The sequence below is a fragment of the Phyllobacterium sp. 22229 genome, assembly GCF_052056495.1.
GTDB lineage: Bacteria > Pseudomonadota > Alphaproteobacteria > Rhizobiales > Rhizobiaceae > Phyllobacterium > Phyllobacterium myrsinacearum.
Genome location: NZ_JBQEPA010000008.1, coordinates 122,929 through 146,130, shown reverse-complemented (window position 1 = coordinate 146,130; position 23,202 = coordinate 122,929). Strand labels below are relative to the sequence as shown.

The 23,202-nt window shown below is 60.4% G+C and carries 23 protein-coding genes and 2 pseudogenes; 7 read left to right on the top strand and 18 right to left on the bottom strand.

Annotated features, from left to right (window positions below; all coding sequences use genetic code 11):
* Positions 1-341: 341 nt before the first annotated feature.
* The 7 genes and pseudogenes from ACTJJ7_RS11900 to traA form a co-directional block, all read right to left on the bottom strand.
* Positions 342-1,139: pseudogene (locus ACTJJ7_RS11900) on the bottom strand (IS110 family transposase); the annotation flags it as partial.
* Entirely contained in the window at positions 1,111-1,389 is a 279-nt protein-coding gene (locus tag ACTJJ7_RS11895; RefSeq protein ID WP_434782058.1) for a DUF1173 family protein, read from the bottom strand. The pseudogene ACTJJ7_RS11900 and the gene ACTJJ7_RS11895, both read right to left, overlap by 29 nt.
* Positions 1,386-2,012 carry a hypothetical protein gene (locus ACTJJ7_RS11890; protein WP_353574486.1) on the bottom strand — a complete coding sequence of 209 codons (627 nt, stop codon included), beginning with the start codon at positions 2,010-2,012 and terminating at the stop codon, positions 1,386-1,388. Before ACTJJ7_RS11890 ends, ACTJJ7_RS11895 begins: the two co-directional genes overlap by 4 nt.
* A gap of 62 nt (positions 2,013-2,074) precedes the next feature.
* Positions 2,075-3,268: a DUF1173 domain-containing protein gene (locus ACTJJ7_RS11885; RefSeq protein ID WP_434782062.1), complete on the bottom strand. Its 1,194-nt coding sequence runs from the start codon at positions 3,266-3,268 to the stop codon at positions 2,075-2,077.
* A gap of 110 nt (positions 3,269-3,378) precedes the next feature.
* Complete coding sequence (locus ACTJJ7_RS11880) at positions 3,379-5,136, bottom strand: BID domain-containing T4SS effector (RefSeq protein WP_353574488.1); 1,758 nt, start codon at positions 5,134-5,136, stop codon at positions 3,379-3,381.
* 3 nt (positions 5,137-5,139) lie between these two features.
* Positions 5,140-5,409, bottom strand: a complete 270-nt coding sequence (locus ACTJJ7_RS11875; RefSeq protein WP_353574489.1) for a hypothetical protein — start codon at positions 5,407-5,409, stop codon at positions 5,140-5,142.
* A gap of 20 nt (positions 5,410-5,429) precedes the next feature.
* On the bottom strand, positions 5,430-10,067 hold the full coding sequence (gene traA / locus ACTJJ7_RS11870) for a Ti-type conjugative transfer relaxase TraA (protein WP_440967180.1): 4,638 nt from the start codon (positions 10,065-10,067) through the stop codon (positions 5,430-5,432).
* 187 nt (positions 10,068-10,254) lie between these two features.
* Between traA and ACTJJ7_RS11865 the strand changes: the two genes are divergently transcribed.
* The 3 genes from ACTJJ7_RS11865 to traG are packed head-to-tail and all read left to right on the top strand — an operon-like array spanning position 10,255 to position 12,733.
* Positions 10,255-10,479, top strand: coding sequence for a TraC family protein (locus ACTJJ7_RS11865; protein ID WP_353608084.1), 225 nt, complete (start codon positions 10,255-10,257; stop codon positions 10,477-10,479).
* 49 nt (positions 10,480-10,528) lie between these two features.
* Positions 10,529-10,792, top strand: a complete 264-nt coding sequence (locus ACTJJ7_RS11860) for a conjugal transfer protein TraD (RefSeq protein ID WP_353574492.1) — start codon at positions 10,529-10,531, stop codon at positions 10,790-10,792.
* A gap of 21 nt (positions 10,793-10,813) precedes the next feature.
* Positions 10,814-12,733 carry a Ti-type conjugative transfer system protein TraG gene (gene traG, locus ACTJJ7_RS11855; protein ID WP_353574493.1) on the top strand — a complete coding sequence of 640 codons (1,920 nt, stop codon included), beginning with the start codon at positions 10,814-10,816 and terminating at the stop codon, positions 12,731-12,733.
* Here the strand turns inward: traG and ACTJJ7_RS11850 are convergent.
* The 5 genes from ACTJJ7_RS11850 to ACTJJ7_RS11830 all read right to left on the bottom strand — a co-directional run bounded on the left by ACTJJ7_RS11850 (position 12,717) and on the right by ACTJJ7_RS11830 (position 15,637).
* Complete coding sequence (locus ACTJJ7_RS11850; protein ID WP_353574494.1) at positions 12,717-13,223, bottom strand: hypothetical protein; 507 nt, start codon at positions 13,221-13,223, stop codon at positions 12,717-12,719. The genes traG and ACTJJ7_RS11850 overlap by 17 nt on opposite strands.
* On the bottom strand, positions 13,220-13,813 hold the full coding sequence (locus ACTJJ7_RS11845) for a mobile mystery protein B (RefSeq protein WP_353574495.1): 594 nt from the start codon (positions 13,811-13,813) through the stop codon (positions 13,220-13,222). Before ACTJJ7_RS11845 ends, ACTJJ7_RS11850 begins: the two co-directional genes overlap by 4 nt.
* A complete protein-coding gene (locus ACTJJ7_RS11840; protein WP_353574496.1) occupies positions 13,810-14,274 on the bottom strand; it encodes a mobile mystery protein A in 465 nt (154 codons plus the stop codon). The genes ACTJJ7_RS11845 and ACTJJ7_RS11840 overlap by 4 nt, the downstream gene beginning before the upstream one ends.
* 356 nt (positions 14,275-14,630) lie before the next feature.
* Entirely contained in the window at positions 14,631-15,299 is a 669-nt protein-coding gene (locus ACTJJ7_RS11835) for a hypothetical protein (RefSeq protein WP_353608085.1), read from the bottom strand.
* A 146-nt stretch (positions 15,300-15,445) separates the two neighbouring features.
* Positions 15,446-15,637, bottom strand: coding sequence for a hypothetical protein (locus ACTJJ7_RS11830; protein WP_353574498.1), 192 nt, complete (start codon positions 15,635-15,637; stop codon positions 15,446-15,448).
* Positions 15,638-16,401: 764 nt separating this feature from the next.
* On the opposite strand from ACTJJ7_RS11830, the gene ACTJJ7_RS11825 reads away from it, so the two are divergent.
* Together ACTJJ7_RS11825 and ACTJJ7_RS11820 are read left to right on the top strand one after the other, a co-directional pair.
* A complete protein-coding gene (locus ACTJJ7_RS11825; RefSeq protein ID WP_353574499.1) occupies positions 16,402-16,641 on the top strand; it encodes a WGR domain-containing protein in 240 nt (79 codons plus the stop codon).
* Positions 16,642-16,805: 164 nt separating this feature from the next.
* Positions 16,806-17,084 carry an HU family DNA-binding protein gene (locus tag ACTJJ7_RS11820; RefSeq protein WP_353574500.1) on the top strand — a complete coding sequence of 93 codons (279 nt, stop codon included), beginning with the start codon at positions 16,806-16,808 and terminating at the stop codon, positions 17,082-17,084.
* An 84-nt stretch (positions 17,085-17,168) separates the two neighbouring features.
* On the opposite strand, the gene ACTJJ7_RS11815 is transcribed toward ACTJJ7_RS11820, so the two are convergent.
* The 5 genes and pseudogenes from ACTJJ7_RS11815 to ACTJJ7_RS11795 form a co-directional block, all read right to left on the bottom strand.
* The gene (locus ACTJJ7_RS11815) at positions 17,169-17,354 is read right to left on the bottom strand and encodes a hypothetical protein (RefSeq protein WP_353608086.1); all 186 of its coding nucleotides are present in this window, start codon (positions 17,352-17,354) and stop codon (positions 17,169-17,171) included.
* Positions 17,355-17,654: 300 nt separating this feature from the next.
* On the bottom strand, positions 17,655-17,963 hold the full coding sequence (locus ACTJJ7_RS11810) for a DUF736 domain-containing protein (RefSeq protein WP_353574503.1): 309 nt from the start codon (positions 17,961-17,963) through the stop codon (positions 17,655-17,657).
* 599 nt (positions 17,964-18,562) lie between these two features.
* Positions 18,563-18,979, bottom strand: a pseudogene (locus ACTJJ7_RS11805) (hypothetical protein).
* Entirely contained in the window at positions 18,976-19,242 is a 267-nt protein-coding gene (locus ACTJJ7_RS11800; protein ID WP_353574504.1) for a type II toxin-antitoxin system prevent-host-death family antitoxin, read from the bottom strand. Before ACTJJ7_RS11800 ends, ACTJJ7_RS11805 begins: the two are co-directional and overlap by 4 nt.
* Positions 19,243-19,375: 133 nt before the next feature.
* Positions 19,376-19,684, bottom strand: coding sequence for a DUF736 domain-containing protein (locus tag ACTJJ7_RS11795; RefSeq protein WP_353574505.1), 309 nt, complete (start codon positions 19,682-19,684; stop codon positions 19,376-19,378).
* Positions 19,685-20,366: 682 nt separating this feature from the next.
* Here ACTJJ7_RS11795 and ACTJJ7_RS11790 point away from each other — a divergent pair.
* Both ACTJJ7_RS11790 and ACTJJ7_RS11785 read left to right on the top strand, forming a co-directional pair.
* Complete coding sequence (locus tag ACTJJ7_RS11790) at positions 20,367-20,987, top strand: DNA-binding protein (RefSeq protein ID WP_353574561.1); 621 nt, start codon at positions 20,367-20,369, stop codon at positions 20,985-20,987.
* Entirely contained in the window at positions 20,987-21,625 is a 639-nt protein-coding gene (locus tag ACTJJ7_RS11785) for an RES family NAD+ phosphorylase (protein WP_353574506.1), read from the top strand. The genes ACTJJ7_RS11790 and ACTJJ7_RS11785 overlap by 1 nt, the downstream gene beginning before the upstream one ends.
* A gap of 40 nt (positions 21,626-21,665) precedes the next feature.
* On the opposite strand, the gene ACTJJ7_RS11780 is transcribed toward ACTJJ7_RS11785, so the two are convergent.
* Positions 21,666-23,150, bottom strand: a complete 1,485-nt coding sequence (locus ACTJJ7_RS11780; RefSeq protein WP_440967175.1) for an MFS transporter — start codon at positions 23,148-23,150, stop codon at positions 21,666-21,668.
* Between the last annotated feature and the right edge of the window lie 52 nt (positions 23,151-23,202).

The window sequence follows — 23,202 nt, the reverse complement described above, 5'->3', positions numbered from 1 at the left end:
ATCATCGGCTTGATTCCGCCGCCACTCGTCGGAGCCTCGGCCTGAACTTATGAAGCAGTCCAACTTTTTATCCGAACCCCACCGACTCAGTTCCGCGTGGAACGTATGGCCCGCCCTGTTTGCAAGTTGTTTTTTGATTTCCTGTGCAGTCTGCTTCAACGTATTCGGTCTTACGGTCAGGCCGTAGCCAAGATGGATATCCGCACGTCCAGAGCCACGATAACCAACACGGTTTCAAAGAACCATTTCCACGCCTGGGCTATCTGAACGCCGATCAACTGTCAGGCCATCTCTATTTCACTCGCAAACATCGTAGGCTGCGCTTCCTCGCAGCCAATAACTCAGATTACCGCTGCACCATAGGCCCGCTCATAGGGTTGCCCCTTGCGCAACACCGCCCAGGCGATACGCGCGAGCTTGTTTGGCAGGGCCACGATTACGACATTGCGCTGAATGCTTCGAGACAGCGTCGTCTGGAGCCATTGCCCGATCGGCGTGTCACTTTGACTGAGCGTGTGCATCGCCGCTCGAGCGCCGTGGACCAGCAAGGTTCGCAGATAGGTGTTGCCGCGCTTTGTTATCCCAAGCAGACGCGCCTTACCGCCGGTGGTGAACTGTCGTGGCACAAGCCCCAGCCATGCTCCGAGATCTCGGGCATGCTTAAAACTACCGGCATCACCAATTGCGGCAACAAGTGCCATGGGGTTGAGCACGCCGATGCCGGGAATCGATGTCAGGCGGCGCATCGCGCTGTTCTGCCTGGGGAGTGCTACGAACTCTGCGTTCAACGCCCAGATCTTCTTGTCAAGCAATTGCCATTCGTCCCGCAATTCGATGACTAGGCTGCGGATACGCGCAGACAGGACCTCATCAGCTTCGGCAAGGAGACGGTCCAGAGCGCTCTCGAACTTCACGCGGCCTGCGGCGACTATGACACCTCTCTCAAGAAGAACGGCACGCAGCTGATTGATCAAGGTCGTTCGCTCCGCAACCAGTCGTGATCGAACCCGATGCAACGTCTGGATATCCAATTGCTCCTGGCTCTTAAGTTCGACAAACCGCATCGTCGGACGAGATGCCGCTTCGGCAATGCCCTCGGCATCTATGTCATCATTCTTCTGCACCTTTACATATGGGCGACCCGAAAGTCGCAATCGCGAGTAAGTGGGATTCACCGTCGGCATCTGACAAGGCGAACTCACTCTCAAAACGTGTCTGAAGCCTGCTGTAGAGCTTGTCATCCAGTATCAACAGGAAATCGGGCAGATGCTTGATTAGCATTCTTTGGCCGTTTCCGGCGGGTTCGAACTTCTTGATCCCCCCGACGAGGATCATGAGTTTCCGCGGTCCGCAGCGCAGGGTCAGCGCGCCGGGCAGTGCCGCGGTCACAACCGCTGCCTTGATCGCTCTATTAAATGTCGACCATACCAATCTACATCGTACAGAAGCACTTCCTTCAAACGCGGATGAGCAAGCATGGAATTTCCTGCTTTCATAGTGATGCCAGCAACGACACTTTCGTTCTTCACTCCATATTCCACGGTGTATGGATAGAATGCGCGATATTCAATTTCGCCGGCTGGCGTCAACCACTCGGCCTCAATTCCGATGGAGCGAATAGGAAAGGCTGTATCATTTGCCTGAATACCGTTCATGAGCAAGCGCTCAGGCATCAGAAAGGTTGCGACTTTTGATTCCTTCGGCGGGACAATGATTGGTCCTTCTTGACGTCCCGAACCCACGAGGTGCTTCACGTCGAAACCGACGTCGTTGACAAGCACCAAACGCGCCGAGATAATTGTTTCTGCTCGGTCTCCATCATTTATGAATGGAACACGGATTTTGATCCATTTTTCCTTTTCATCCGGATTTGAATCCGGAACCATTGAACTCGGCAATTCGGTGAACCGGATAGTGAGTTCACGGTGCTTGTAGATCACGGCGAAATAAAATGTGAGTACGGCAATGATTGTTGCAACCACTCCGCTGATACTGAGCTTTTGCCTATCCATTCTCTGATCTGATCCTTATCCATATCTGCAGCTCTCCTGCTCCGATTAACCCTCATCACCTGCTACAACGGCAGACGCGGCATTCCACCCTCACCAATGCGCCATATCCAAGCATCTATCTCCGGGCGGGAGGCAATCAACGATTTCAGTTCCTCTTCATATTCGTCATCCGCTGTCGGAGGCACGATGTAGAGCGCAACCGGCCGAGGCTGTTTCTGCAGCAGCACCGACGCGATCGGCGCGTCCGGAGCTAGAGCGTATCGAAGTCCCTTGACGCTGCGTTCCCTGACGCCAGAAAGGGCATCGATCAGCTTCTTTTCATATGCGGATTCATACGGCACCCAGTTTTCAGTCGCGACCATCACCGCCATCTCTTCGACGACGGCAAGGCCGGCCGGTGTCAGCCCGAACGTCGCAATCGCGAGCAAGTGGGAGGCCTCGTCGGCATCTGACAAGGCGAACTCACTCTCAAAGCGCGCCTGAAGTCTGCTGTGAAGCTTTTCATCCAACATGAATGGGAAATCGGGCAGATGCTTGATCAGCATCTTTTGCCCGTTCCGCGCGGGTTCGAACTTCTTGATCTCTCCGACGAGGATCATGAGTTTCCGTGGTCCGGTGCGCGGGGGCAGCGCACCGGCCAGTGCCGCCGCCCGCCGCTGTTCGATCGCTGGCTTGTCGGTCGCGCGAAACGCTTCGGGTACGAACAAAACGTCACTCAATGGTCCACCCTTGACCGTCATCTGGCCAGCAGCCTCGAGGAGGTGCCAGCGAATATTCCACCAATGACGCTTTCCCGCCCACCGGGACGTCCATGCGGTCAGTTCCGCCTGGTGCCACAGATAGTTCAGCATGCTGCGCAGCGACAGTTTCCTGGTCTCTCCAACCACGGTATCGGAACCACCGGATTCGGCAATCTGACTGGCGCGCGTCCCGATCTTGGTCAGGCTGAATCCGACCTTCAGGGCGCACACGCCGGTCTCCGCGTCGACTTGGATTGCATTGCCTATGAGTGCGCCGAGACCGGACAGATCATCCGGTGGTTCGTAAGAGGAGCAAGCTGGATCGTGACCGCCACCCGAGAGCGGCATGCGTTTGACGAGATACTGGTCTGCAACCCGGGCGATATACATCGGTGCACCGGGTTCCCGGCACAGGCAAAGTGGCCTTATGCGGCGGCGGTGAGCGTCGGCAAGGGCGTCCTGGAAGTCGGAAGCCTCCTCCTTGACAATCATGTCGTCAAATCTGAACCGTCGCATCGGCTCCATTCTATCGGCCATCGCTGAATCTCCTTGCCCTAAAAAATGTCTCGTTTCCTAACCAGACTGTGTCTGATCTGCTTGTTCTCTCCTGCGGCCGAACCGCTCGCTCACCGCTTGATGGTCAAGCCGGCATTGCGATCGAGTTGCTGGCGTTGCACCTGTACCTGACGCCCGACCGCCTGCGTTTGCGCATGCAAACGGGTCAGAGCGATCGCGCGGTCCTGGGACGTGCCGAGCGAGCGGGCCAGTTGATCTGGGTCCTGCGCCCGCAGGGCACGGCGGTCATCCGGGCCCAGCCGGCGAGTGATCGCAGCCACGATCTGTTCGAATTCCCTCCTGGTTTGCAATGAGGCATTCAGCCTGCTCGCCTGCTCGTGCGCTGGAGCACGAAGAACTTCGGACAATCCCTCCGATGGAGAACGGATCTCTTGCCGATGGCGATGCTGCTCCTCGCGATGACGCGTCTCGATCTGGTGGCGCTCGAAATCGACCGTGCGGCCATAATCCTCAAGAGCGGCAGCAAGCTGCGGTAGATGCGCCCGAGCCGTCTGGCGGTCCGGACTTTCCCCGCGCAGGAATCTCCTACCCTCGCCTGCCATCGAACCGAGCTTGCCGGCACGCACATCCTGGCCCGCGGCCGACCCCGCCATGGCGCCGTCGATCCCCTCGACCGTTGCCGATACCGCGGCAGAGGTTCCATAGACGAGCTGGGAGAGCCGCTCGATCTCTGCGCGCTTCTCTGCAAGGCGGCTCGATTCCCTCAGCCTGCGGACAATCTCTGCCTCGCCGAGGTCCGCCAATTCCCTTCCGGGAATGAGAATGTCTCCGGGATGAACATTCCGGCCGCGGCTCTCCCCTGCTCTCTCCACCCCCCGTGGCGCATGTATTGACAGGTCGGCGGAAGGCACAGCAATGTCAGGCTCCAGTCTGCGTTCGAGCCGATGTGCGACCTGTTGCGCGTCCTGGCCGTCATCGGCATCCGCCCGTCGACGCTCGGACACGAACCATGCAAGATCGTCGCGCGACTGGTTTCTGACTGCATCGATCTGGTCCATCGGCGCACCGCGTTCGTGCATGCGCGAAAGGACCTTTTCCCAGGCCATGGCGAAGCGGTCGATCTCCTCGCTGGAGAGGGGGCGGCTGCGCGCCTCCTCAAGCACCTGGCGCGCGGCGGGTTGGGATCGCCACTGACCTTGCTTGAGCTCGTTGTCATAGATCTTGTTGCCCAACGCCGTCTGAACGACAACGCGGTTGGCAAGCCTGCCACTCTCGATGCGTTCGAGGCTTTCCGCGAGACCGGCAACAGAGTTTTCGTGCGCGGATCGCGCCGGAGCCGGAGCCGCCGCACCGGCAATGTTCAGTTCCTCGTACCAATAGTGGTCGCCCTGCCAACTGATACGGGGATCCACAGCAAGGACATGGGCTTCGATGCGATAATTTGCGTCGCGTCCTGCCGCCAGGATCCTTTCAACGGCTTCCGGCGCCTGCATCGTGGTCTCGAGCACCACATGGACGCCGCGCTTCGTAGCGGCCGCGAGCAGTTTCTCGGTCCAGATCCCGGCATCGCCCTGGGCTAAACGCGACGCCGTTCCCGGGTCGGTCGCTTGATGTGCGATGAAATCCGGATGATAGGCAGCCAGATCGCCGCTCGCGATGCGGATGACAGGATCTGATTGCTCCAGTTCGGTGTGAGCGCGCGTAAGCAGCGCGGTCGTTCCAGAGCCGGGTTGGCCGCCGATCACGACCAACTTCGGATGGTCCGCCTTGCCGATTTCCGCCGGGAGATGATCGGGCAGGATTTCGGTGCGGAAGATGCGTTCGTTCTGGGTCTCGGGCAGAAGGCCAAGTTCGGGATCGTCAGCCATGGATCAGAACTCCCGCCAGAACAGCGCGGTATCCCGGGCTCTCGGTCCCCATTCGTAGATCTGAGCTTCGATCTGGCCGTCATCGCCAATGCGAATGCCGTTCTGGATGGCCAGCAACGCGCGCCGCTTTCCACGCAGTTTCTCCGCACCGTCCGGATCCTCGAGCGCAACCGTCGCCACCCGTTCGCAGATCAGGCCACGCGCCTTGTTCAAGAGCCCGATGGCGATCTCGGCCCGTATGACCGCCTCAAATGAAGTCGTCTGTTCACCCATTTCTGACCCTTTCCCGGCCGTTACCTGTTGATGCCCCTGGCTTGCCGGAGCGCCTGCATCTGGCGTTCGGCAATAATGTCCTGTGCGCGATCAGCGCGGACCGCCTGCTGCAGAACCTTCAGCTTCGGCTGCATGGCTTCGAAGACCTTGCGCTGTGCAGGTGGAACCCGATTGATGACGGTCAGATCTCCGCGTGCGATGGCGCTCGGTCCGAAGCGGGCGTCGAGCGCCTTGCTGACTGCCGCGAATTCCGCTCTCACCGCGGCGTCGAGTGAACGAACGAGCGGCGTGATGTCCTTAGGAGATTTCTCAACCGCGGCCGAGAGCCGGACAAGCTCGGTTTCCGCGCGCCGCGACAGTCCGGGGACCGGCACGCTCATACGGTTCCTGTCCGCCTCGACCGCCGCCTTCTCCGCGTCGAAAGCGCCGCTCCAGGCCTGCCCCATCGAGCGAACGCGCGCAACGGCTGTCCCCAGCCCCTGCTCCGCCTCCTTGCGTTCCTTTCCGGACGCCAGAAGCCGGTCCATGATCCGGTCAGAGCCGCGCAGCGCGCCATAGGCGGAGGGTTGGTTGGCGACGGCACGGGCGATACGGTCGGGGTCGATGCCTTTGGTGACCAGTTCCTCGATGGTTGCAAGCGTCGCCGACGGATCCCGCCAGATCCGCTGCGCCACATCGCCGAGCGCTGCCCGCTGCTGCTTATAAAGGGCACCCTCTGCCGCCCGCCGCCTTGCTTCGTCATCGACCGAGGACTTGAATTCCGTCACGGCTGCAAGCATCGGCAGTGCGGGTGGCGCTGACATATCCGGTGCCCGGGCCGGGTCATAGGCCGCAGGCGCGACGACACGGGACGGATCTCGCTTCTCGGCAAGGTACTGCAGCTCATTGAAACGCCGCACTGCCATGAACAGCGCCGCCAGCTGGTCTTGATCTTCCCGCGGCATACCCTCCGGCATACGATCAACCATGTGCTTCTGCGCATACTGATCGGCCTTGTCGGTGAAGGCACTCCAGCCGAAGCGGGCCGTCAGCGCCTCTCCGACGGCCTTCATTTCCTGGACAGGGGTCCGCTCCTCGGAGGCATAGGCAAAGGCAGTCTTGTATGCACCCTCCCCGCCCTTTTCGCGAACCGCCTCAATCTCCTTGAGCCGTTCCACAGCGTGCGGCGACAGCGCAGGCACCGACAACGACATGGCAGACCGACGCGCATATTCGCGGCTCTCAAAATGGCTCTGGTTGCGGCTGAAGCTCTCGGCATGACTGCGGGCCAGAGGTCCGAGCTCGGCGACTGTAGCGACTGCAACGGCTCGTTCCTTTCGGGCTGCCTGCCCATCGACGAGGCTGCCACTGCCACGCATGACGCCAAGCACCGATGGGTCACGCACGAGATCTTCGCCGAGGCGTCGAGGATCAACCTGGAATGCAGAGGCTCGTTCGTTCAGCCTCGCGAGCGCCGCCGCCGGGTCGCGGTAAACACGCTCGAGAACCGGAAGTAAAATCGCCTCCCGCTCCTTCCATCTGGCCGACGCCAGATGCTCACTGCGCGCCTCGTCTTCCAGCGAACGCGCAAAATGCTCCTGCCGGGGAAGCAGATACCGTGAGGTCTCCGACATGCCGGCGGCCTGTGCGGATATGTTGGCTCGAGTGACCGCGTCGTCATCATAGGAGACGCTGCGCTCCCGCTCGATTGCGAAACCGAGAGCGACGCTGGCGCGCTGCCAGAGCTCGGCCACACGATCACGCCGCGCGGCAATCCACGACAGTCGCCGCCCGACCCCTTCTTCCACTCCGGCAGCAATGTCGGCGGCATGGTCCATGCCACGGCGCCGGGCGAAGTCGACAATCTGCGCCTGGTAACCCGCCTCGCTTTCGTAATCGAGCGTCGTCGTCTTGGCGCCCGAACGTGACAGACGCTCGACCAGCTCCTTGAACAGTCCGGGCCTATGGCTTTCCTGCTCGATACGAGCCTGCCGCTCATCCGCGGTCTCGAGCTGTTTCGCAGTCCAGACGTTCCGCTCGACCTCGCGTTCCTCGAATGTCTTCTTGCCGGTTTCGGGGTCGATGACGGGCACGTGGACCTTAACCTTCTCCACGCCGTCCTTGCGCAATGTCACCGTATCGCCGAGCCCGACACCACCATCCTCGATGGCCTTTGGCAGGCTGACGCCCCAGACACGATGAACCGTATCGTCGTCGGTTCGCACATCGGCAAAGGGGCTGGGTTCGGAATCGATATCGCCGCGATAATGCGCTTCGCCAACCTCAACCAGTTCGCCCGTAACGCCGGCCGCGTGATCGACCCTTGACCTTCCGCCCCATTGCTGACGAGGCGCGAAATCTTGCCTCGCCATATAGAGGTCCGCACGATCCCGATGACGGGACATGGCGACATAAGCGAGGTGCTGGTCCATGAGACCCGTCGCGAGGACCAGGGTTCGATCGACGGTCGCGCCCTGTGACTTGTGAACCGTCGCGGCGTAGCCATGATCGACATTGCGATAAGTGTCCTGCCCGAAGGTGACCTCACGGCCTGCATCGAGCCTGACTGTCAGCAGCGTGTCGCCGCGCTCGCTCGTCGTGCGGATGACGGTTCCCAGCATGCCGTTCTTCACATGCTGGACGGCGAGATGCTCGGCGCGCCGTTCGAAGAAGCGCGCATTCTCGAGGAAGATCAAACGGTCGCCAACGGCAAACTCCCGGACGCCGCGTTTCGTCTGGAAGCTACGCTCATCGTTCAACGCACCATGCCCCGCCATGACGCCCCGGATGGCCTCGTTGAGCTTCCTGACATCGTCATTGGTCTGCGCCAGAACGAGGAGCTCGGAACCGCTCAGCGTGCGGTTCTCACCTTCTGCTTTGGCCCGACAGTCTTCCCGCGCCTGTCCCCAATCTGTGACAATCTGTTCGATTGCGGCATCGCGCGTTTCGACTTCGATGATCCGGTCATGCTGTGCATAAGCGTCGAGCGCCTCCTCGACTTTTCCGCGTGCGAAGAGACGTGAGGCGTCGCGGGCCCATTGTTCTTTCTGCCGGCGGATTCCGACCAGTTCGGCAAAGCCGATGCGCTCGACGATCGCCCGGAACGCCGCCCCGGCCTGGATCGGTTGAAGCTGCATCGGATCGCCGACCAGCACGACTTTCGCCCCAGCTTCCTCTACCGCTTTCAGAACACGCGCCAGTTGCTCGGACGAGACCATCCCCGCTTCGTCGACAACCAGCACATCACCCTTTTGCAGCCGGTCTTTTCCATCCGCCCAGGCGAGCTCCCATGAGGCGATTGTGCGCGATCGGATGCCGGAACTGTCTTCGAGGCCCTCGGCAGCCTTGCCCGCCAAAGCCGCTCCAATGACGCGTCGGCCATCTGCCTCCCAGGCAATTCGCGCCGCATCGAGAAGCGTCGATTTACCAGCACCGGCCAAACCGACGATTGCGGCAATCGAGGCATCGCTCGTCGCGTGACGCACGGCGTCGACCTGCTCCGCATCAAACCTGAACAGCTTGCCCGGATCCCGACTTTCCACCACGCGGATTGCATCATCGACCTTTCCGGAGGCCACATTGAAACCGGATCGCCGGGATAGCACCGACGCCGATTGCGCCATGTCGTATTCCGTGCGCAGCATGGCCCGCGTGGTGAAGACGGCGGCCTCGCTTGCCTTTCCGGTGTCGGGATCGATCTGCTGGGGCTTCAGCGTCACCAGATCCGGCGACGCCATCAGTTGAGCGCGGACATTGGCAAAGACTGAGGGATCGTCGACATAGCGATGCAGCGCCTTGGCGATTTCCCGTTCGTCGAATGTCGAGCGTTCGTTGCTGAGATGCTTGAGCAACAGGCCGGGTTCGTCGGCGAGCCGATCGGCCATTTCCTGTCGACGCGCCAAAGCCGCCGGCGCGAAATACATCTCCTGGCCCTTGCGCGCCAACGCAGCTTTTGCCGGCCCCAGATGCTGCTGAGCGATTCCGTCCAGTCCTTGTTCGGCATAGGAGCGCCCGTCGAGGCGGATATCGTGACCCGCGAGCGCGAGGTGCTTGTTGGCTGTTTCCGCCCACGCGATCTTCCACGCCTTCATGGTTTCCTTGTCGCCCGCCCAGACCCGATAGACGATCTTGCCTTTCGGCCGGTCCGGCGTAACCACCCGCAATGGCTCGCCGTCATCGCCAAGCACCGCCACCTTCTTGGCGCCGAAGCCATCCTCGGTCAAAGGCCTCAATGTGGTCATCAGATGGATATGAGGATTGCCGTCCTTGTCGTGATAGACCCAGTCCGCGACCATACCCTTCGAGGTAAGGTTCTCCTGAACGAACTCTCGTACCAGAGCGATGTTCTCCGCCTTCGATAGCTCCTCCGGCAGGGCGAAGATCAACTCCCGCGCAAGCTGCGCATCCGCCCTCTTTTCGAAAGTGTCGACGGCATTCCAGAGCACCTCGCTGGCGCGGGCCACTGTTTCACCATCGATCATGGTACGCAGCCACGCAGGCGTATCGTCCGGCAGCGCCAGTTCCTCATGCACGAGTTCAGACTTGCCGCCCTCATAGCGGAAGCTGAGGCCGGTCTGCTCTTCTTCCATCCTCGTACGATGACGGTAGGCCGCGGCCGAGACGACGCTGCGCCCCGCTCCCCGACTAATCACCTGTGCTCGTACGAACATGATCGCCATGCGACCCCGAGACCTCCCTCAAGCACGTCGCGCCAGCGACGTATATTGCGCCCTCAAACCAATCGGACCGAAGGGCCGATGCCGCATCAATCCGATTGGAGTGCTCCAATGTAGCATCTTTTACTATGCGTTTCCATACTGTATAATCGCAATTAGCATGAATGCTGACCAAAGGGGTACGACCACGATGCGCGCTAAAACAACGCTTTCCGAGATTGACGCCCAGATAGAGAAACTACGCGAAAAACGCCGTGCTTTGCTGGCCAAGGCGAACGAGCGCTTTGCTCGTGCCGCGGCGAAGGCGGGTTTGGCGGAGCTGGAAATTCCGGACGCAGACCTCGACGCCATCTTCGAGGAAATCGCCGCGCGATACCGGACAGACGGCAAGGGGCCCTCCGGTACATCGGCTTGAACGCCTCGATCAACGAACGGCGGCTCTCGAACGAAGAAGGCGGCGGACGATGTCGAATGAGCGCAGGAAAGACATCCGCGAGAAGATCGCACTTGGCGGATTGATCGTAAGGGCCGGTCTTCGTGAGGCCGACCGCGCCTATCTGCTGGGCGTGCTGTTGGAAGCAGCCACGGTGATAGCGGGATCGCGGGAGCATGAGCGCTTGAAGACTGCGGGCACATTGGCGTTCCGGGACGCCCCCGCGAACGTCAGTGACACGGGGTCGCCCAAAGCGCCTTTGTCGCAGAACGGCGACAAGGCGTCTGGCGACTAAGACCAAGAGGAGATCCCGGACATGGCGGGGAAGAACAGATTGAGCCCGGCGGTCTTGTGGGCTGTCGTACCGATCGCCGTAAGCGCGATCACGGTGATGATCACATCACAGAGATGGCAGACAATGGCAGCCGGGATTTCTCCGGAATATGCATATTGGTTCCTGCGATCCGCGCCGATTCCCAATTTGCTCTTCGGTCCCATTGCAGGGCTGATTACGGTGTTCGCTCTGCCGCTTCATCGCCGTCGCCCGGTGGCGATGATGAGCCTTCTTTGTTTCATGGGCATCGCCGGCTTTTACGCACTGCGCGAATATGGGCGCCTGTCGCCTTCGGTCGACAGCGGCGCGGTGACATGGGATGGCGCTCTTTCCTATCTTGATTACGTTGCCGTCATTGCCGCCGTGATTGGTTTTTTCATTGTCGCGGTGTCGGCCCGCATATCGGTCGTAGTTACAGATCCTGTCAAACGGGCCAAGCGCGCGACCTTCGGCGATGCTGATTGGCTCTCCATGTCTTCGGCGGGAAAGCTGTTTCCGCCTGATGGCGAAATCGTCATAGGCGAGCGTTATCGTGTCGACAAGGAAATGATCCGCGACGTGCCATTCGATCCGGGTAACCGCGAGACGTGGGGTAGTGGCGGCAGCGCGCCGCTGCTGACCTACAAGCAGGATTTCGATTCCACGCATATGCTGTTTTTCGCCGGCTCCGGCGGCTTCAAGACGACGAGCAACGTCGTGCCGACGGCGCTGCGTTACACAGGCCCTCTTGTCTGCCTTGATCCCTCGACGGAAGTCGCGCCGATGGTTGTCGAGCATCGAGCGGACAAGCTCGGTCGGGAATGCATGGTGCTCGATCCGACGAACCCAGTCTCGGGTTTCAACGTGCTCGACTGGATCGAAACCTCAAAACACAAGGAGGAGGATATCGTCGCGGTTGCGCATATGCTGCTTTCTGAAAGTGCGCGTTTCGAATCCTCGACCGGCAGTTACTTCCAGAACCAGGCGCACAATCTCCTGACCGGTCTGCTCGCCCATGTCGTGCTCTCTCCGGAGTATGAGGGGCGTCGCAATCTGCGCAGCTTGCGCCTGATCGTGTCCGAGCCGGAGCCCTCTGTTCTGGCTATGTTGCGCGAGATCCAGGAGACTTCGGAGTCGGCCTTCATTCGCGAGACGCTCGGCGTTTTCACCAACATGACCGAGCAGACTTTCTCCGGCGTCTATTCGACCGCGTCAAAGGATACGCAGTGGTTGTCGCTCGACAATTACGCGGCTCTGGTCTGCGGAGAAACATTCCTGTCGAGCGAAATCGTCAGCGGCAAGAAGGACGTGTTCCTGAACATCCCGGCGGCGATCCTGCGCTCCTATCCGGGCATTGGCCGGGTCATTATCGGTTCACTGATCAATGCCATGACCCAGGCCGATGGCGCATTCGAGCGCCGTGCCTTGTTCGTGCTCGATGAGGTCGACCTGCTCGGCTATATGCGCGTTCTCGAGGAAGCCCGCGACCGGGGAAGAAAATACGGCATCACGCTGATGCTCATGTACCAATCGGTCGGCCAGCTCGAACGGCATTTCGGGAAAGACGGCGCGACTTCGTGGATCGACGGTTGTGCTTTCGCCTCCTATTCCGCGATCAAGGCCCTCGATACGGCGAGGAACGTATCGGCGCAATGTGGAGAAATGACGGTCGAGGTACAGGGCAGATCCCGCAATGTCGGCTGGAGCAATTCAAACAGCGGAACGCGGAAATCGGAGAGTTTGAATCTGCAGCGCCGCCCGCTGATCATGCCGCATGAGATCACGCAGCAGATGCGCAAGGATGAGCAAATCATCATCGTGCAGGGGCACGATCCGATCCGCTGCGGACGGGCGATCTACTTCCGGAGAAAAGACATGAATGCGGCCGCGAGCCCGAACCGGTTCGTCAAGACTTCCGTTTGAGCGACGGCCGGTATCGGTCGAATGGATCTTCCTCGCCGGGCGGAGTGAACCAGTCGAGGAAGACATTGTAGCCTACCGCGAAGGCGAACATTGCGAGCGCCGACAACAGAAAGACCCACCACGGCATCGGGGCTGTGCTTGGGTCAATGAAGACGCCGAGCGATACCGGCAACATGACGATACCAGCCAGAACCAGAAAACTGGTGAAGGCGCGGAATGCGCAGGCCACAAAAAAGAGCAGATGCCATGTGCCGTAGAAGCCGGCTCGTCCGATAGCCTCCAGGATGTTGAAGGGAAAAGCCACCAGGCCAGCCGCAAACCGGTAGGCCGGATTGTGCGGCGGCTCTACAGGCGTTTCATGATCTGCGACTGGTTCATCATCGCGCATTGAACTTGCCATCCCCATCTTGCTTTTCGTCAGCGTCATTTTCTTGCCCAAGGTGTACGCATCGAAACGGAAAAGGCCGGGATGAGCGTAGGGCACGATCATTGATCGGCTCCGACAAAAGCCAGCAGCGCCTCGAACTTCTGTCCGTCCGCTGCACGTAAAGCGGCAATGTAGGCGGTGCGCCGCGCATTGTCTGCCTGCAGGTCATATCCGCTCGCCCATGCTATCGGCTTGTGGTCGTAATAGTCTTCCAGAAACACATCGGTAGCGATGCGGGCGTGACGGCCGTTGCCGTTCGGAAACGGATGAATCTGCACTAACCGATGATGGAACCTGGCGGCGGCTTCCAGTGGCGGGAACACGTCATGCTCGGCCCAGTAGCGAGCATTGTCCAGATGCATGCGCAGCTGCGTCGCCACCTGAAACGGATCGATGCCAATGTTTTTTTCTGTCAAGCGATACTTGCCGGCCCATTCCCAGACATCACCAAACAGGCGGTGATGCAGCCTGCAGACGAATTCGTCTGTAAGGATGTCGCCACCACGGCGACGCGAAAGCCAGCGCAAGCCTTGCACTATATTGGCCTGTTCGAGCTCGTCCAGCTCGCCGCGGGTGGTCACATGCGCGAATTTGAGCCCGGCAATTTCGTCGGGATCGAGCGGTGTCGCGCCTTCCGGTTCATCGAAGATCATGGAGCGTCCCAAAAGTCGGGTGGCATGGTGCGGACCAGTTCGGCCGCCTGTCGCTCTATTTCGGCGGTGATCTGCGCTGCCGGCAGCGTCTGCTGCTCCAGCGCCATGTGAGCGCTGGCCCGGCGGATTGTCGCCTCGGCCTTGTAGCGGGCCTGTCTGGCGACCATGTCTTCTATCGGACCATCGGGCACGATGGCGTAGATAAAACGGCAGCCAAGCGCCTCGGCGAGTTTTTCCATCTGCCGCAAGGTAACGCCCCCCTCGGGCTCAAGACGCTCGACCTGATAAACGGCGGACTTGCTCACGCCCATTCTGCGCGCAAGTTGCGCGCCCGACATCGCTAGCGCCTTCCGAACGACGGCCACCCAGCCTTCGTTGGGGCGCTGGAAATCCACGGCCTGACCGACTGTTTTATCTGCCAGCCTCACATATTGCCGCCGAACGGTATCCTTGACGCTCATAAATTCCTATCCCTGCTAAGGGCCTCAGAGCATATATATGTGCTCTTTCATTTGCCCACTGAATATAGATATATACTCCTCTGTGTCAAGGCGGGATATCTATACATATCCCTCATGGGATTACGTGCCTTCGTTCACTTACCCCGCCTGTATCTGGAAATGATGGAGCGGATCATAGTGCGATGCCGTCAGAGTTACATTAGTCCCGTGTCCCCGTGAGGGGGACGCAGCCGCATCCAGCGACCAGCCGGCAATAGGACCTACGCATAGTTACGGCGACAAAACAGGAAGACGACTGCTGCCGCCTTCCCCGGGCGAAAATGAAGGAGACAGATCGAACGTCTCCCGCCGCCGTCTCAATCATAGACAACACGCCGGGCGTTAATGGCGACGCCCGTTTCGGATCTGATGTCGCGGATGATCGGCGCCAGAGAGCCCAACTCGGCATCGGTCAACCGGACGGTCTTCGGATAGCTGATATCGACGCCGTCACAATCGGCCGAGAGGGCATAATGCCACTCGCCACCATTCACACGATATTCGTGGGTGTCGTGGTCGATTTCGAGTTCATCCAGCAGGATGATCGCTCGCTCAGCGAAGCGCTCCTGTTCATACCGGAGATGATCCGAGATCAATCCCTCGGGATCGGCATCCGAAGCCAGTTCTCGCGTCATGCTCAGGATGCTGCGCGCCATCGAGATCACGCCTTCGAGGCCGGCAATCAGCTCGTCATGCAGCGCATACGAGAATTCATCCGTGCAGCCAAGGCGGTTGGCGAGAACCAGCAGCCTGAAACCTGCCAGCGTTGCGTATTGTTGAATGTAATACGAGGTGTCGGACATAAGTATCTCCTTCGCGTCTTTGACGGCGAGGAGGCCGCGCCGGCGCATCGAGGGGTCAGGGATCGCGTAGCGACCGCCGGAGGCGGCGAGCGGGGGAGCCGAATTTCTGGTTCGGCCAGAAGGGCCGAAGCTGAAATTTGGGGGGACCGCGATGTCCTTGACGCCGGAGAGGCGGTGCGACAATGGGCAGCCAGAGAGAGGAAAACCACGGCGCCATCGGCGCCGTGTCCGCTTGCGGGCTACAGCCGGCCTGTCGGTACGGAAGCATACAGGGCCGCAGGTAGTATCGTGTCTGCCCGGCTGGACGGAGTCCAGCCGGGCAGTGCCTGTCACATGTCCTCGTCATAAACGTCGAGTGCCTTGAGCCTTGCCGTGTGGGTATGGTCGATGATCTCGTAATCGTCGGATTTCCAGTCGTAATGGCCGTTCCGGACGTCTCTGAGCGTTGCCCAGCTGTCGTCGGGCCATAGGACGATGTCGTCGGGTTGCGGAGAGCGATTGGGCAGGCGCGATTTTGTCATGATGATCTCCTTGCGAAGGGCATGTGCCGGTCTGGCGGTTGTCACGGTCTGTTGCTCTGCCTGGCACCCCGATGGGCGACCTCGATGGCGTCTGGAAACCGAAGGCGATCGACCCGCACCTTGGGGCTGGAACGAAGTGGAAGGCGGCCGAGGCTGGTTTTTTTTGTTTCGCGATGCAAAGCCGGGCCGGGGTCCCGTTCGGGGTGGCGCGGCGGCGGAAAAAGACCGGCTTCGGACGTTGCGGGGGAAAGGTCGACTTGGGTTAGAAGAGCCCAATCGAGATCGCCCATTGGGTTGCGCCTGCGACGTGAACCATAGGCGACATTGTCGGCCTCCTTGCCGCGCAGGGGACCAGATGCCCAAGGATGCCTCCCGCTCCACGCTGCTACCCGCCATCCGGACCAGTGCGGCCCGGAGCGGTATCGAACGGCGACCGACAGCGCGCAGCGGCTTGATCGCTTGCCGAGTGTCGGCGGACCTGTTGTGGCAGCAGCAGCAAAACGAGAGAATATCGACGGACGTTGCTGCTGCTAGCGGGAGGATCGTCACCGAATGGCCGAAACCTGTCAGGGGTTCGGTGAGCGTCAGCGAATAGAGCCGTACGCCGCCTGGCGGACCGCCCTGCCCTCACAGAGTGCTCTGAATACAGCAAGCATTCGGAAGATAACAACAGGACCGAATCCATCAACGGCGTGAATCGAACCGGCGATTACGATTCAAGAAAGTCGTTGGACGTCGCAGGCCATGCGGGAGAGATTCCTGTCATGTCGAGTGATGGTGATCCAGTCCATATGCGCCGTATCGATCCGACGCAGAATATGCGCCGGTACTATTCGCTCGCCATCCAGCCAACATTGTTCGGCGGCGCGTCCGTCATCCGCAACTGGGGTCGGATCGGCACGAATGGCCAGTCGATGATGGAGACCTTCGACAAGGCGGAAGATGCAGTCATGGCGATGGCGCGGCTCGAGCGGGTCAAGCGCGGGCGGGGCTACACCGGCTGAGCGGTGTCAATACAGCATTGTTTGGAGAGACCTTGCTCTGGAAAGCCGCAATTCCTGTGGTTTGCGGCCGATTTGAGGACCTGACGCCCATCAACCCCCTTCATGAATACCTGTTTCATTGTCATACGTAATTGGGGGTTTCAACAAGAAGGTAGTAATTCATTATGACGACAACGAACGAAATTGCAGACAAGATCGCATCGGAACAGAGCCTGACCAAGGCGCAGGCCAAGACGATCGTCGAAAGCGTGTTCCAGCAGATTGCCGATGCCGCCAAGGGTGGCGCTGAAACCAGCATCCCTGGATTTGGCAAGTTCAAGATTAAAGACACGCCGGAGCGCGAGGGTCGCAATCCGGCAACTGGCGCGGCTATGAAGATTGCAGCTTCGAAGAAGCTGGCCTTTACGCCCGCCAAGGCGATCAAGGATGTGCTGAACGGCTAGGGCATGCATGGCCGCGGAATGTGGCCATGTGCAGCAGATCGATCAGCGCCGCTCGCAGGTGGAACGGCGCTGACGAAAGCCTCCCTAGAAGGGAGGCACGCTGCTGATGTCGCCCTTTTGCTCCGCCCACGAGACGGCCTCTTCGGCCCACAGTGCGTCGCGTTCTGCCAGCGCCTTGGCAAGCTCCGCTTTGATCCACTGACGCTCGTCCTTGTAGACGGCATTCCTCAGTTCGGCCCGAAGCTCTTCGATGTGCTGATCGATGGACATTTGGTCGTCTCCTTGACGTTTGTGAAAGATGGCGACCGCGGTCATGGTGGACCGGAGGGGTCAGGGATCGCGTCAGCGACCGGCGGAGCCGGCGAGTGGGGGAGCCGAAATGCGTCAGCATTTTGGGGGAACCGCTCGTCCTTGAGGCCTTCGGGCCGGCATGGCAGACTTGGACGAACTGAGCAGTTATCCCCCGGGCTCCGGTTGGCACCAGAAAGCCGGGAGCAGGCTCGATGCCTGCTCCCGGCTTCCCGCGTGCACGTGAGGAACCCCGCCTTGCGGCGGGGCCCTGAGTGGCGATCAGTCCCGGTTGGGGCGGGACCAGATCAGCTGCAGGCCTTCCTCGCCTTCCACCTCGACCAGGGTGGCGTAGATCGGAGCGGGGAAGCTCGGGTCGTCCAGCTTGACCGAGAGATAGTCGCGGCCCTCGTTGGAGACCTTCTGCCAGGCGGCGCCGAGCTCGACCGGGCCGGAGTAGATGCGGAAGTGCGGGCCCTTGTCGGAGGGGTTCTCGATGCGTTCGAAGCGGGCCTTGACGTTGAGGTTGAGGGTCTTGATCGAACCGGTGAAGCCGTTTGCGGTGCTGCTGAAAGTGCCGATGGTAGCCATTTTTCGTCTCCGTGAGTTTGTTCGGGCCGCGCCCATCGCGACCTCGATGACGGTCGGTGGACCGGAGGCGATCGACCCGCACCCACCGGAGGTCCCCGTTGCGCTTGCGCAATGGGGTGGTCCTTAGGGCTGAAACGAAGTGGAAGGCGGCCGGGAGAGGCTTTCTTGGTTCGCGAGGAATGGCGGCACAGCCGTCAGGGGAAGAAAGCAGCGGAGGCCGTTGCGGGGACAAGATCGAAGGGGCATCGCCCCTGGCATTCGGTCAGACCAGTCACATCGGGGACGCAGGTGGACGTGGCTCTTTCCCGAAACCATCGGAAAGACGATTGGCGTATCCCCTCGGTATCAGCATCAGGAAATGGTGCTTGGGGCGGACGATCTGCAATCGCCCGAGCAAAGGTCCAACCCTCGCATCCGGTGAGAACCGCGGCAGGCAGGACCACCGTCAAACAGACACTTGGCCTATGCCAGAACGAGGAAGATAGCAGGGCTTCGACAACGTGAATCGCCTGACATCGTTCGCCATGCCGCGTCAGCATTCCGACTGAAAACGAAGGAGCCCCACCGGCGCCACAGGCTCGGCGCGCCTGCAAGAGGCGCTACCTGGCTCTGTTAACCTCGGCCGCTGCTTTTCTGCGGGCGATGAATTCGCGAAGGAGAGGAAGAAAGAAAGCCCTGCTGAAACGGCCGATGGGCGGTTCCGGCTCAAGGTAGAAGGAGCGGCCCATGATGTCGGTGTTGTATTCGTCGAGGATAATCCAAAGGCGCAAGTCCGCATCGAGTCCGGCACGTCGCTTTTCGATGGTCGGAACTTCCGCGGCAAAGCGCCCCCTCTCAGGCTGCTTTGTGGTGATCGGGAAAAACACCACCATATCTCCGCTTGGCCGGGGAAGCCTCACGCCGACAGCGACGGGCCGGCCCTGTCGTCCTTCGGTTTCTCCCTTCGCCGCCTGGTGTGCCCAAAGCTAACGATAGCGGACGATCGTCGCAGTCAGGATGTCATCATAACCGCTCACGAAGTGCCCTCGTCGCTCTTTGCATAGCTGTCGACTGAAGCCTCGAATTCAGCGAAGAGTTCGTCGGGCATGGTCTCCAGTGTGCCAACCGATCGGGCATCGGTCTGTTTCATGAGGCGCTGGTAGTCTTCGATATTGAGAAGCACGAGGCGCGGCTTGTTGCGCTGCGTGATTGTGACGGGATGGCGTAGCGCCTCGGCGATGATGTCGCCGGACTTCCGGGAGAGATCACTTGTCGAATAGGAACTACGGTGACTTGGCATATTGGTCTCTTCGTTGTCAGTTTGACCTGGAATATAGCATCCATACCGACGAAAATCCAGCAATGCTGTAAATGCTGCATTTGCTGCGATAAGGAGCCCCACCTTTCGGCGAGGCCCTCGTGGCTGGTGGCGATCAGTCCCGGTTCGGCCGGGACCAGATCAGCTGCAGGCCTTCCTCGCCTTCCACTTCGACCAGGGTGGCGTAGATTGGAGCGGGGAAGCTCGGGTCGTCCAGCTTGACCGAGAGGTAGTCGCGGCCTTCGTTGGAGGTCTTCTGCCAGGCGGCGCCGAGCTCGACCGGGCCGGAGTAGATGCGGAAGTGCGGGCCCTTGTCGGAGGGGTTCTCGATGCGCTCGAAGCGGGCCTTGACGTTGAGGTTGAGGGTTTTGATCGAACCGGAGAAGCCGTTGGCGGTTGAGGTAAAGGTGCCGATGGTAGCCATGTGTCTCATTCCCTTGTTTGTCGGGCCGCGCCCATCGCGACCTCGATGACGGTCGATGGACCGGGGGCGATCGGCCCGCACCCCAAGGGCTGAAACGAAGTGGAAGGCGGCCGGGAGCGGCTTTCTTGCCTCGCGAGGAATGGCGGCAAAACCCGGGGTCCCTGCGCGACCTGTCGCGTGGGGTGGTTTCGCCAGGGGAAGAAAGCCGCGGAGGCCGTTGCGGGGAAAAGATCGAAGGGGCAGCGCAGTGCCCCTGGTCCTCGGTCAGACCAGTCACATCGGGGACGCAGGTGGGCGTGGCTTTTGCCGAAACCGGAATGAGACCGCGATTGCCCTCGTCGCCGTCGTCCAAGCGCTCGCGTCCAGTGCGATCCAGCACCCGCCTTGAACCAAGTCTGCTCGTAAACCTCAGTCAAGCCGCCGCACAAAAAGGGCGAGTGCGGCACGGACGCCCTGCGGGAGGATGATGGGTGCCGCAGGCTGCGCACAGCGCCGAGATGTTGACGCCCGGCCGAGACCCCCAGTTTTCGATGCGGGTCCCGCGATGGACGTCGAACGATTGGTGGTCAGGTCACACCGCGATCTGCATCGGCGACGTGAGGAGTCGGGCGGGCCGCATGATGGCGGTTGACTTTGTCTTTTGCGATACCATATTATGACCATGACAACCAAGGAGGTTGCTATGGCTCGAGTACATGAAGCACCCGATCTGACGTTCAGCATTCATGCGGATCCGAATTCGCTTCAGGCGGCGTTCCTGCGGCGGGCCATGTCGGCCTTGGAGCGCATTTCTGCGAATGTATCGGCGAAGACATTGTCTGACGCCCTCTCCGCGCCGACGGATGCTGGTTCGGTGGCACAGCTTCTCAGCAGTTCCGATGTTATTGGAGCGGCTGTGACGGAGCTTGATCCGCTGGTCCCGGCGCTTGCGCGCAATGTCGAACATCGCCAACGCCTCCTCGAGCTTGCCGGTGGCGTTCTGTCGGCGGACGAGGCTGGCAGGATTTTAGGAATCACGAGGCAGGCCGTCGACAAGAGGCGACGGGCAAACAGCGTCTTGGCCGTGCGGGAAGGAAGCGACTGGCGTTACCCCGCTTGCCAGTTCAGCGAAGGAGAAGTGGTTGTCGGTATTCCCGATATCGTGCGCGGCTTCGCGGCGGCCGGCCCGTGGGCCGCGCTCGACTTCCTGCTCGCTCCAGACACGGCGCTTGGTGGAAAATCACCCCTCGATATGTTGCGCAGTGGCAAGCACGAACTGGTCTTGCGGCTGGTGCGCGCGAATGAGACGGATGGCTTTGCCTGATGGCGGCTAAACGTGCAGGGCAGCGCGGGCCCTCCGGGACCGCCCCGCTGCCGCCCGCCTGGCTCGCGACAAAGCCTCTGCCGGTCGATGTGCTTCCGGCGGGAACGATTCTGCATCGTGTTCATCGTTCGATATTGCCTCCGGTGTTCTTTGGACCGGGGGATGGCAATCCACCAATCAACCGTTTCGACAGCGCAAGCAGCCGGTTTGGCGTTCTCTATCTCGGCTTGAGCCGAGCGGGGGCATTGGCGGAAACGATCCTGCGCAACCCTCAACGCCTGATGGTCGCGGCATCGGATATCCTGAGCCGATCGGCATCTGAATTGAGCGTGCAACGGGATCTGCGCATCGTGCGAATGCACGGAACAGGATTGCAGACAGTTGGCACGGACAATGCGATTTCGACCGGGCCCTACGAGCCCTGCGGCCAATGGACTGATGCGCTTTGGGATCACCCCAACCAACCCGACGGGCTGGCCTATCAGTCGAGACATGATCCCAACGAAATCTGCATTGCGTTGTTTGAGCGTTCGGACCTGGCAATGGTGGTGCATCAGACAACGCCGCTGAGCTCGATGCCAAAGGCTATTGCTGCGCTCCTGGACCGCTATGGCAAGTCGATATCGCCCGTCGTCTGAATGACGGAAGCCTCGCATCGTCTCTGGGCGCATCAGGACATCAGGCCTTCACTGTTGAAAACGTCCGGAAGAGGAAGCAGCTCAGGACGGCAAATGCCCAGGCACATACCGTTGCAAAGACAGTGACCCAGGAGAAGCCCGAGACGAATGCGGCGCGAGCCGCAGATATCGTCAAATCCGGCAGGAGGTTCACAACCTGCGCAATATTCCCGGCGGCGAGGGCCTCCGATGCTTGCTGAACATGAGCTGCGCCTTGCCCGAGTGCGTTGGCGATGCCGGCCACCAGCAGCGCGCCCATTGCGGCGATGACGATCGCTAGCGTGACGAGACGAGCGCTCATATCGATCCCGGACGCCATTCCGGCCTGACCTGGTGGGACGGAACCGGTCGACGCGTTGCTCACGGGCGTGTTGGTGATCCCTATGCCGACACCGGCGATGATGCTTCCTGGCAGCAGGGTCAGCCAGGTCGGTTGTTCTACGAGACTTCCGAGCTTGAACAGCAGGAAGCCCAGCCCGATGATGAAGAGGCCTGCAGGGATTACAGCTTCCACGCCAAACCGGACGACCATTTTCTCCCCGAGCGGCGGAGCGAGGATCGTCGGTACGGTACAGGCCATGAGCATCATCCCCATGCTGAGGGAACTGAAGCAAAGCCCGACCTCGAGATAGAGCGGGTAATAGATGATGAATGGCCAAAAGCTCATATTCATCCCCATGGCGCCGCAGATCGCTCCGGAGAATTTCCGCGCGCGGAACACGGAAAAGTCCACCATCGGGGTGGTAACGCTCTTCTCGATCGCGCCGAAGGCTATAATGCCGGAGATCGTCATGACTGCGAGACCGATCCCGGCCATGCTGTTCAGGCCGATCACCTGCACCTGTTGAACGAGATAGGTGGCGCTGAAGATGGTCGCTGCAAGGGCGATCATGCCCCAGAGATCAAGGCGTTTAGCGACTGGATCGCTCGACTCGTCAACGCTGGCGAAGACGAGGGCAAGTGTCGGGACCGACAGTACTGCGTGGACCAGAAATATCCATTGCCAATCCAGGTACTCGAGGGTGACTGCTCCAACCACAGGGCCGAAGCCCAGTCCCGCACCAAAGACGACACCCCAGGTACTGAACGCACGCGCGCGGGCCGGACCATCGGGAAACTGAACGTTGAGTATCGTTACCAGGCATGTCAGCATGGCGCCGCCCGCGACACCCTGCAGAAAACGCGACACGATAAGCGCCGTCACCCCGGTGGACAGGCCACATGCCAGTGACGTCAGCCCAAAAAGTCCGATCGCAGCACTGAAGACAAGCTTTCGACCGTATCGATCGGCGAGCGAGCCTGAGATTATCAGGACGATTGCGCAGCCGATCGTATAGGCGCTCATGATCCATTGCATATCACCGATGGTCGCACCCAATTCGGCTTCAAGAATTGGGAGGATGACCGGTACGCTGGAAATTTCCAGACCAAACATCAGCGCTGCCAGGCAAATCGATAGCAGGGCGATGTTGGATGAGAGTGTCATAGGCATGTAAATGCGTCCGCTGCCACTAGAGGATTCGAGTAAAAATGAAGAA

Excerpts from the sequence above, each read along its gene's own strand:
- ACTJJ7_RS11890 (WP_353574486.1), bottom strand. The coding sequence starts at position 2,012 with ATGGATAGGCAAAAGCTCAGTATCAGCGGAGTGGTTGCAACAATCATT.
- ACTJJ7_RS11885 (WP_434782062.1), bottom strand. The coding sequence starts at position 3,268 with ATGCGACGGTTCAGATTTGACGACATGATTGTCAAGGAGGAGGCTTCC.
- ACTJJ7_RS11880 (WP_353574488.1), bottom strand. The coding sequence starts at position 5,136 with ATGGCTGACGATCCCGAACTTGGCCTTCTGCCCGAGACCCAGAACGAA.
- ACTJJ7_RS11875 (WP_353574489.1), bottom strand. The coding sequence starts at position 5,409 with ATGGGTGAACAGACGACTTCATTTGAGGCGGTCATACGGGCCGAGATC.
- traA (WP_440967180.1), bottom strand. The coding sequence starts at position 10,067 with ATGGCGATCATGTTCGTACGAGCACAGGTGATTAGTCGGGGAGCGGGG.
- ACTJJ7_RS11865 (WP_353608084.1), top strand. The coding sequence starts at position 10,255 with ATGCGCGCTAAAACAACGCTTTCCGAGATTGACGCCCAGATAGAGAAA.
- ACTJJ7_RS11860 (WP_353574492.1), top strand. The coding sequence starts at position 10,529 with ATGTCGAATGAGCGCAGGAAAGACATCCGCGAGAAGATCGCACTTGGC.
- traG (WP_353574493.1), top strand. The coding sequence starts at position 10,814 with ATGGCGGGGAAGAACAGATTGAGCCCGGCGGTCTTGTGGGCTGTCGTA.
- ACTJJ7_RS11850 (WP_353574494.1), bottom strand. The coding sequence starts at position 13,223 with ATGATCGTGCCCTACGCTCATCCCGGCCTTTTCCGTTTCGATGCGTAC.
- ACTJJ7_RS11845 (WP_353574495.1), bottom strand. The coding sequence starts at position 13,813 with ATGATCTTCGATGAACCGGAAGGCGCGACACCGCTCGATCCCGACGAA.
- ACTJJ7_RS11840 (WP_353574496.1), bottom strand. The coding sequence starts at position 14,274 with ATGAGCGTCAAGGATACCGTTCGGCGGCAATATGTGAGGCTGGCAGAT.
- ACTJJ7_RS11830 (WP_353574498.1), bottom strand. The coding sequence starts at position 15,637 with ATGACAAAATCGCGCCTGCCCAATCGCTCTCCGCAACCCGACGACATC.
- ACTJJ7_RS11825 (WP_353574499.1), top strand. The coding sequence starts at position 16,402 with ATGTCGAGTGATGGTGATCCAGTCCATATGCGCCGTATCGATCCGACG.
- ACTJJ7_RS11820 (WP_353574500.1), top strand. The coding sequence starts at position 16,806 with ATGACGACAACGAACGAAATTGCAGACAAGATCGCATCGGAACAGAGC.
- ACTJJ7_RS11815 (WP_353608086.1), bottom strand. The coding sequence starts at position 17,354 with ATGTCCATCGATCAGCACATCGAAGAGCTTCGGGCCGAACTGAGGAAT.
- ACTJJ7_RS11810 (WP_353574503.1), bottom strand. The coding sequence starts at position 17,963 with ATGGCTACCATCGGCACTTTCAGCAGCACCGCAAACGGCTTCACCGGT.
- ACTJJ7_RS11800 (WP_353574504.1), bottom strand. The coding sequence starts at position 19,242 with ATGCCAAGTCACCGTAGTTCCTATTCGACAAGTGATCTCTCCCGGAAG.
- ACTJJ7_RS11795 (WP_353574505.1), bottom strand. The coding sequence starts at position 19,684 with ATGGCTACCATCGGCACCTTTACCTCAACCGCCAACGGCTTCTCCGGT.
- ACTJJ7_RS11790 (WP_353574561.1), top strand. The coding sequence starts at position 20,367 with ATGGCTCGAGTACATGAAGCACCCGATCTGACGTTCAGCATTCATGCG.
- ACTJJ7_RS11785 (WP_353574506.1), top strand. The coding sequence starts at position 20,987 with ATGGCGGCTAAACGTGCAGGGCAGCGCGGGCCCTCCGGGACCGCCCCG.
- ACTJJ7_RS11780 (WP_440967175.1), bottom strand. The coding sequence starts at position 23,150 with ATGACACTCTCATCCAACATCGCCCTGCTATCGATTTGCCTGGCAGCG.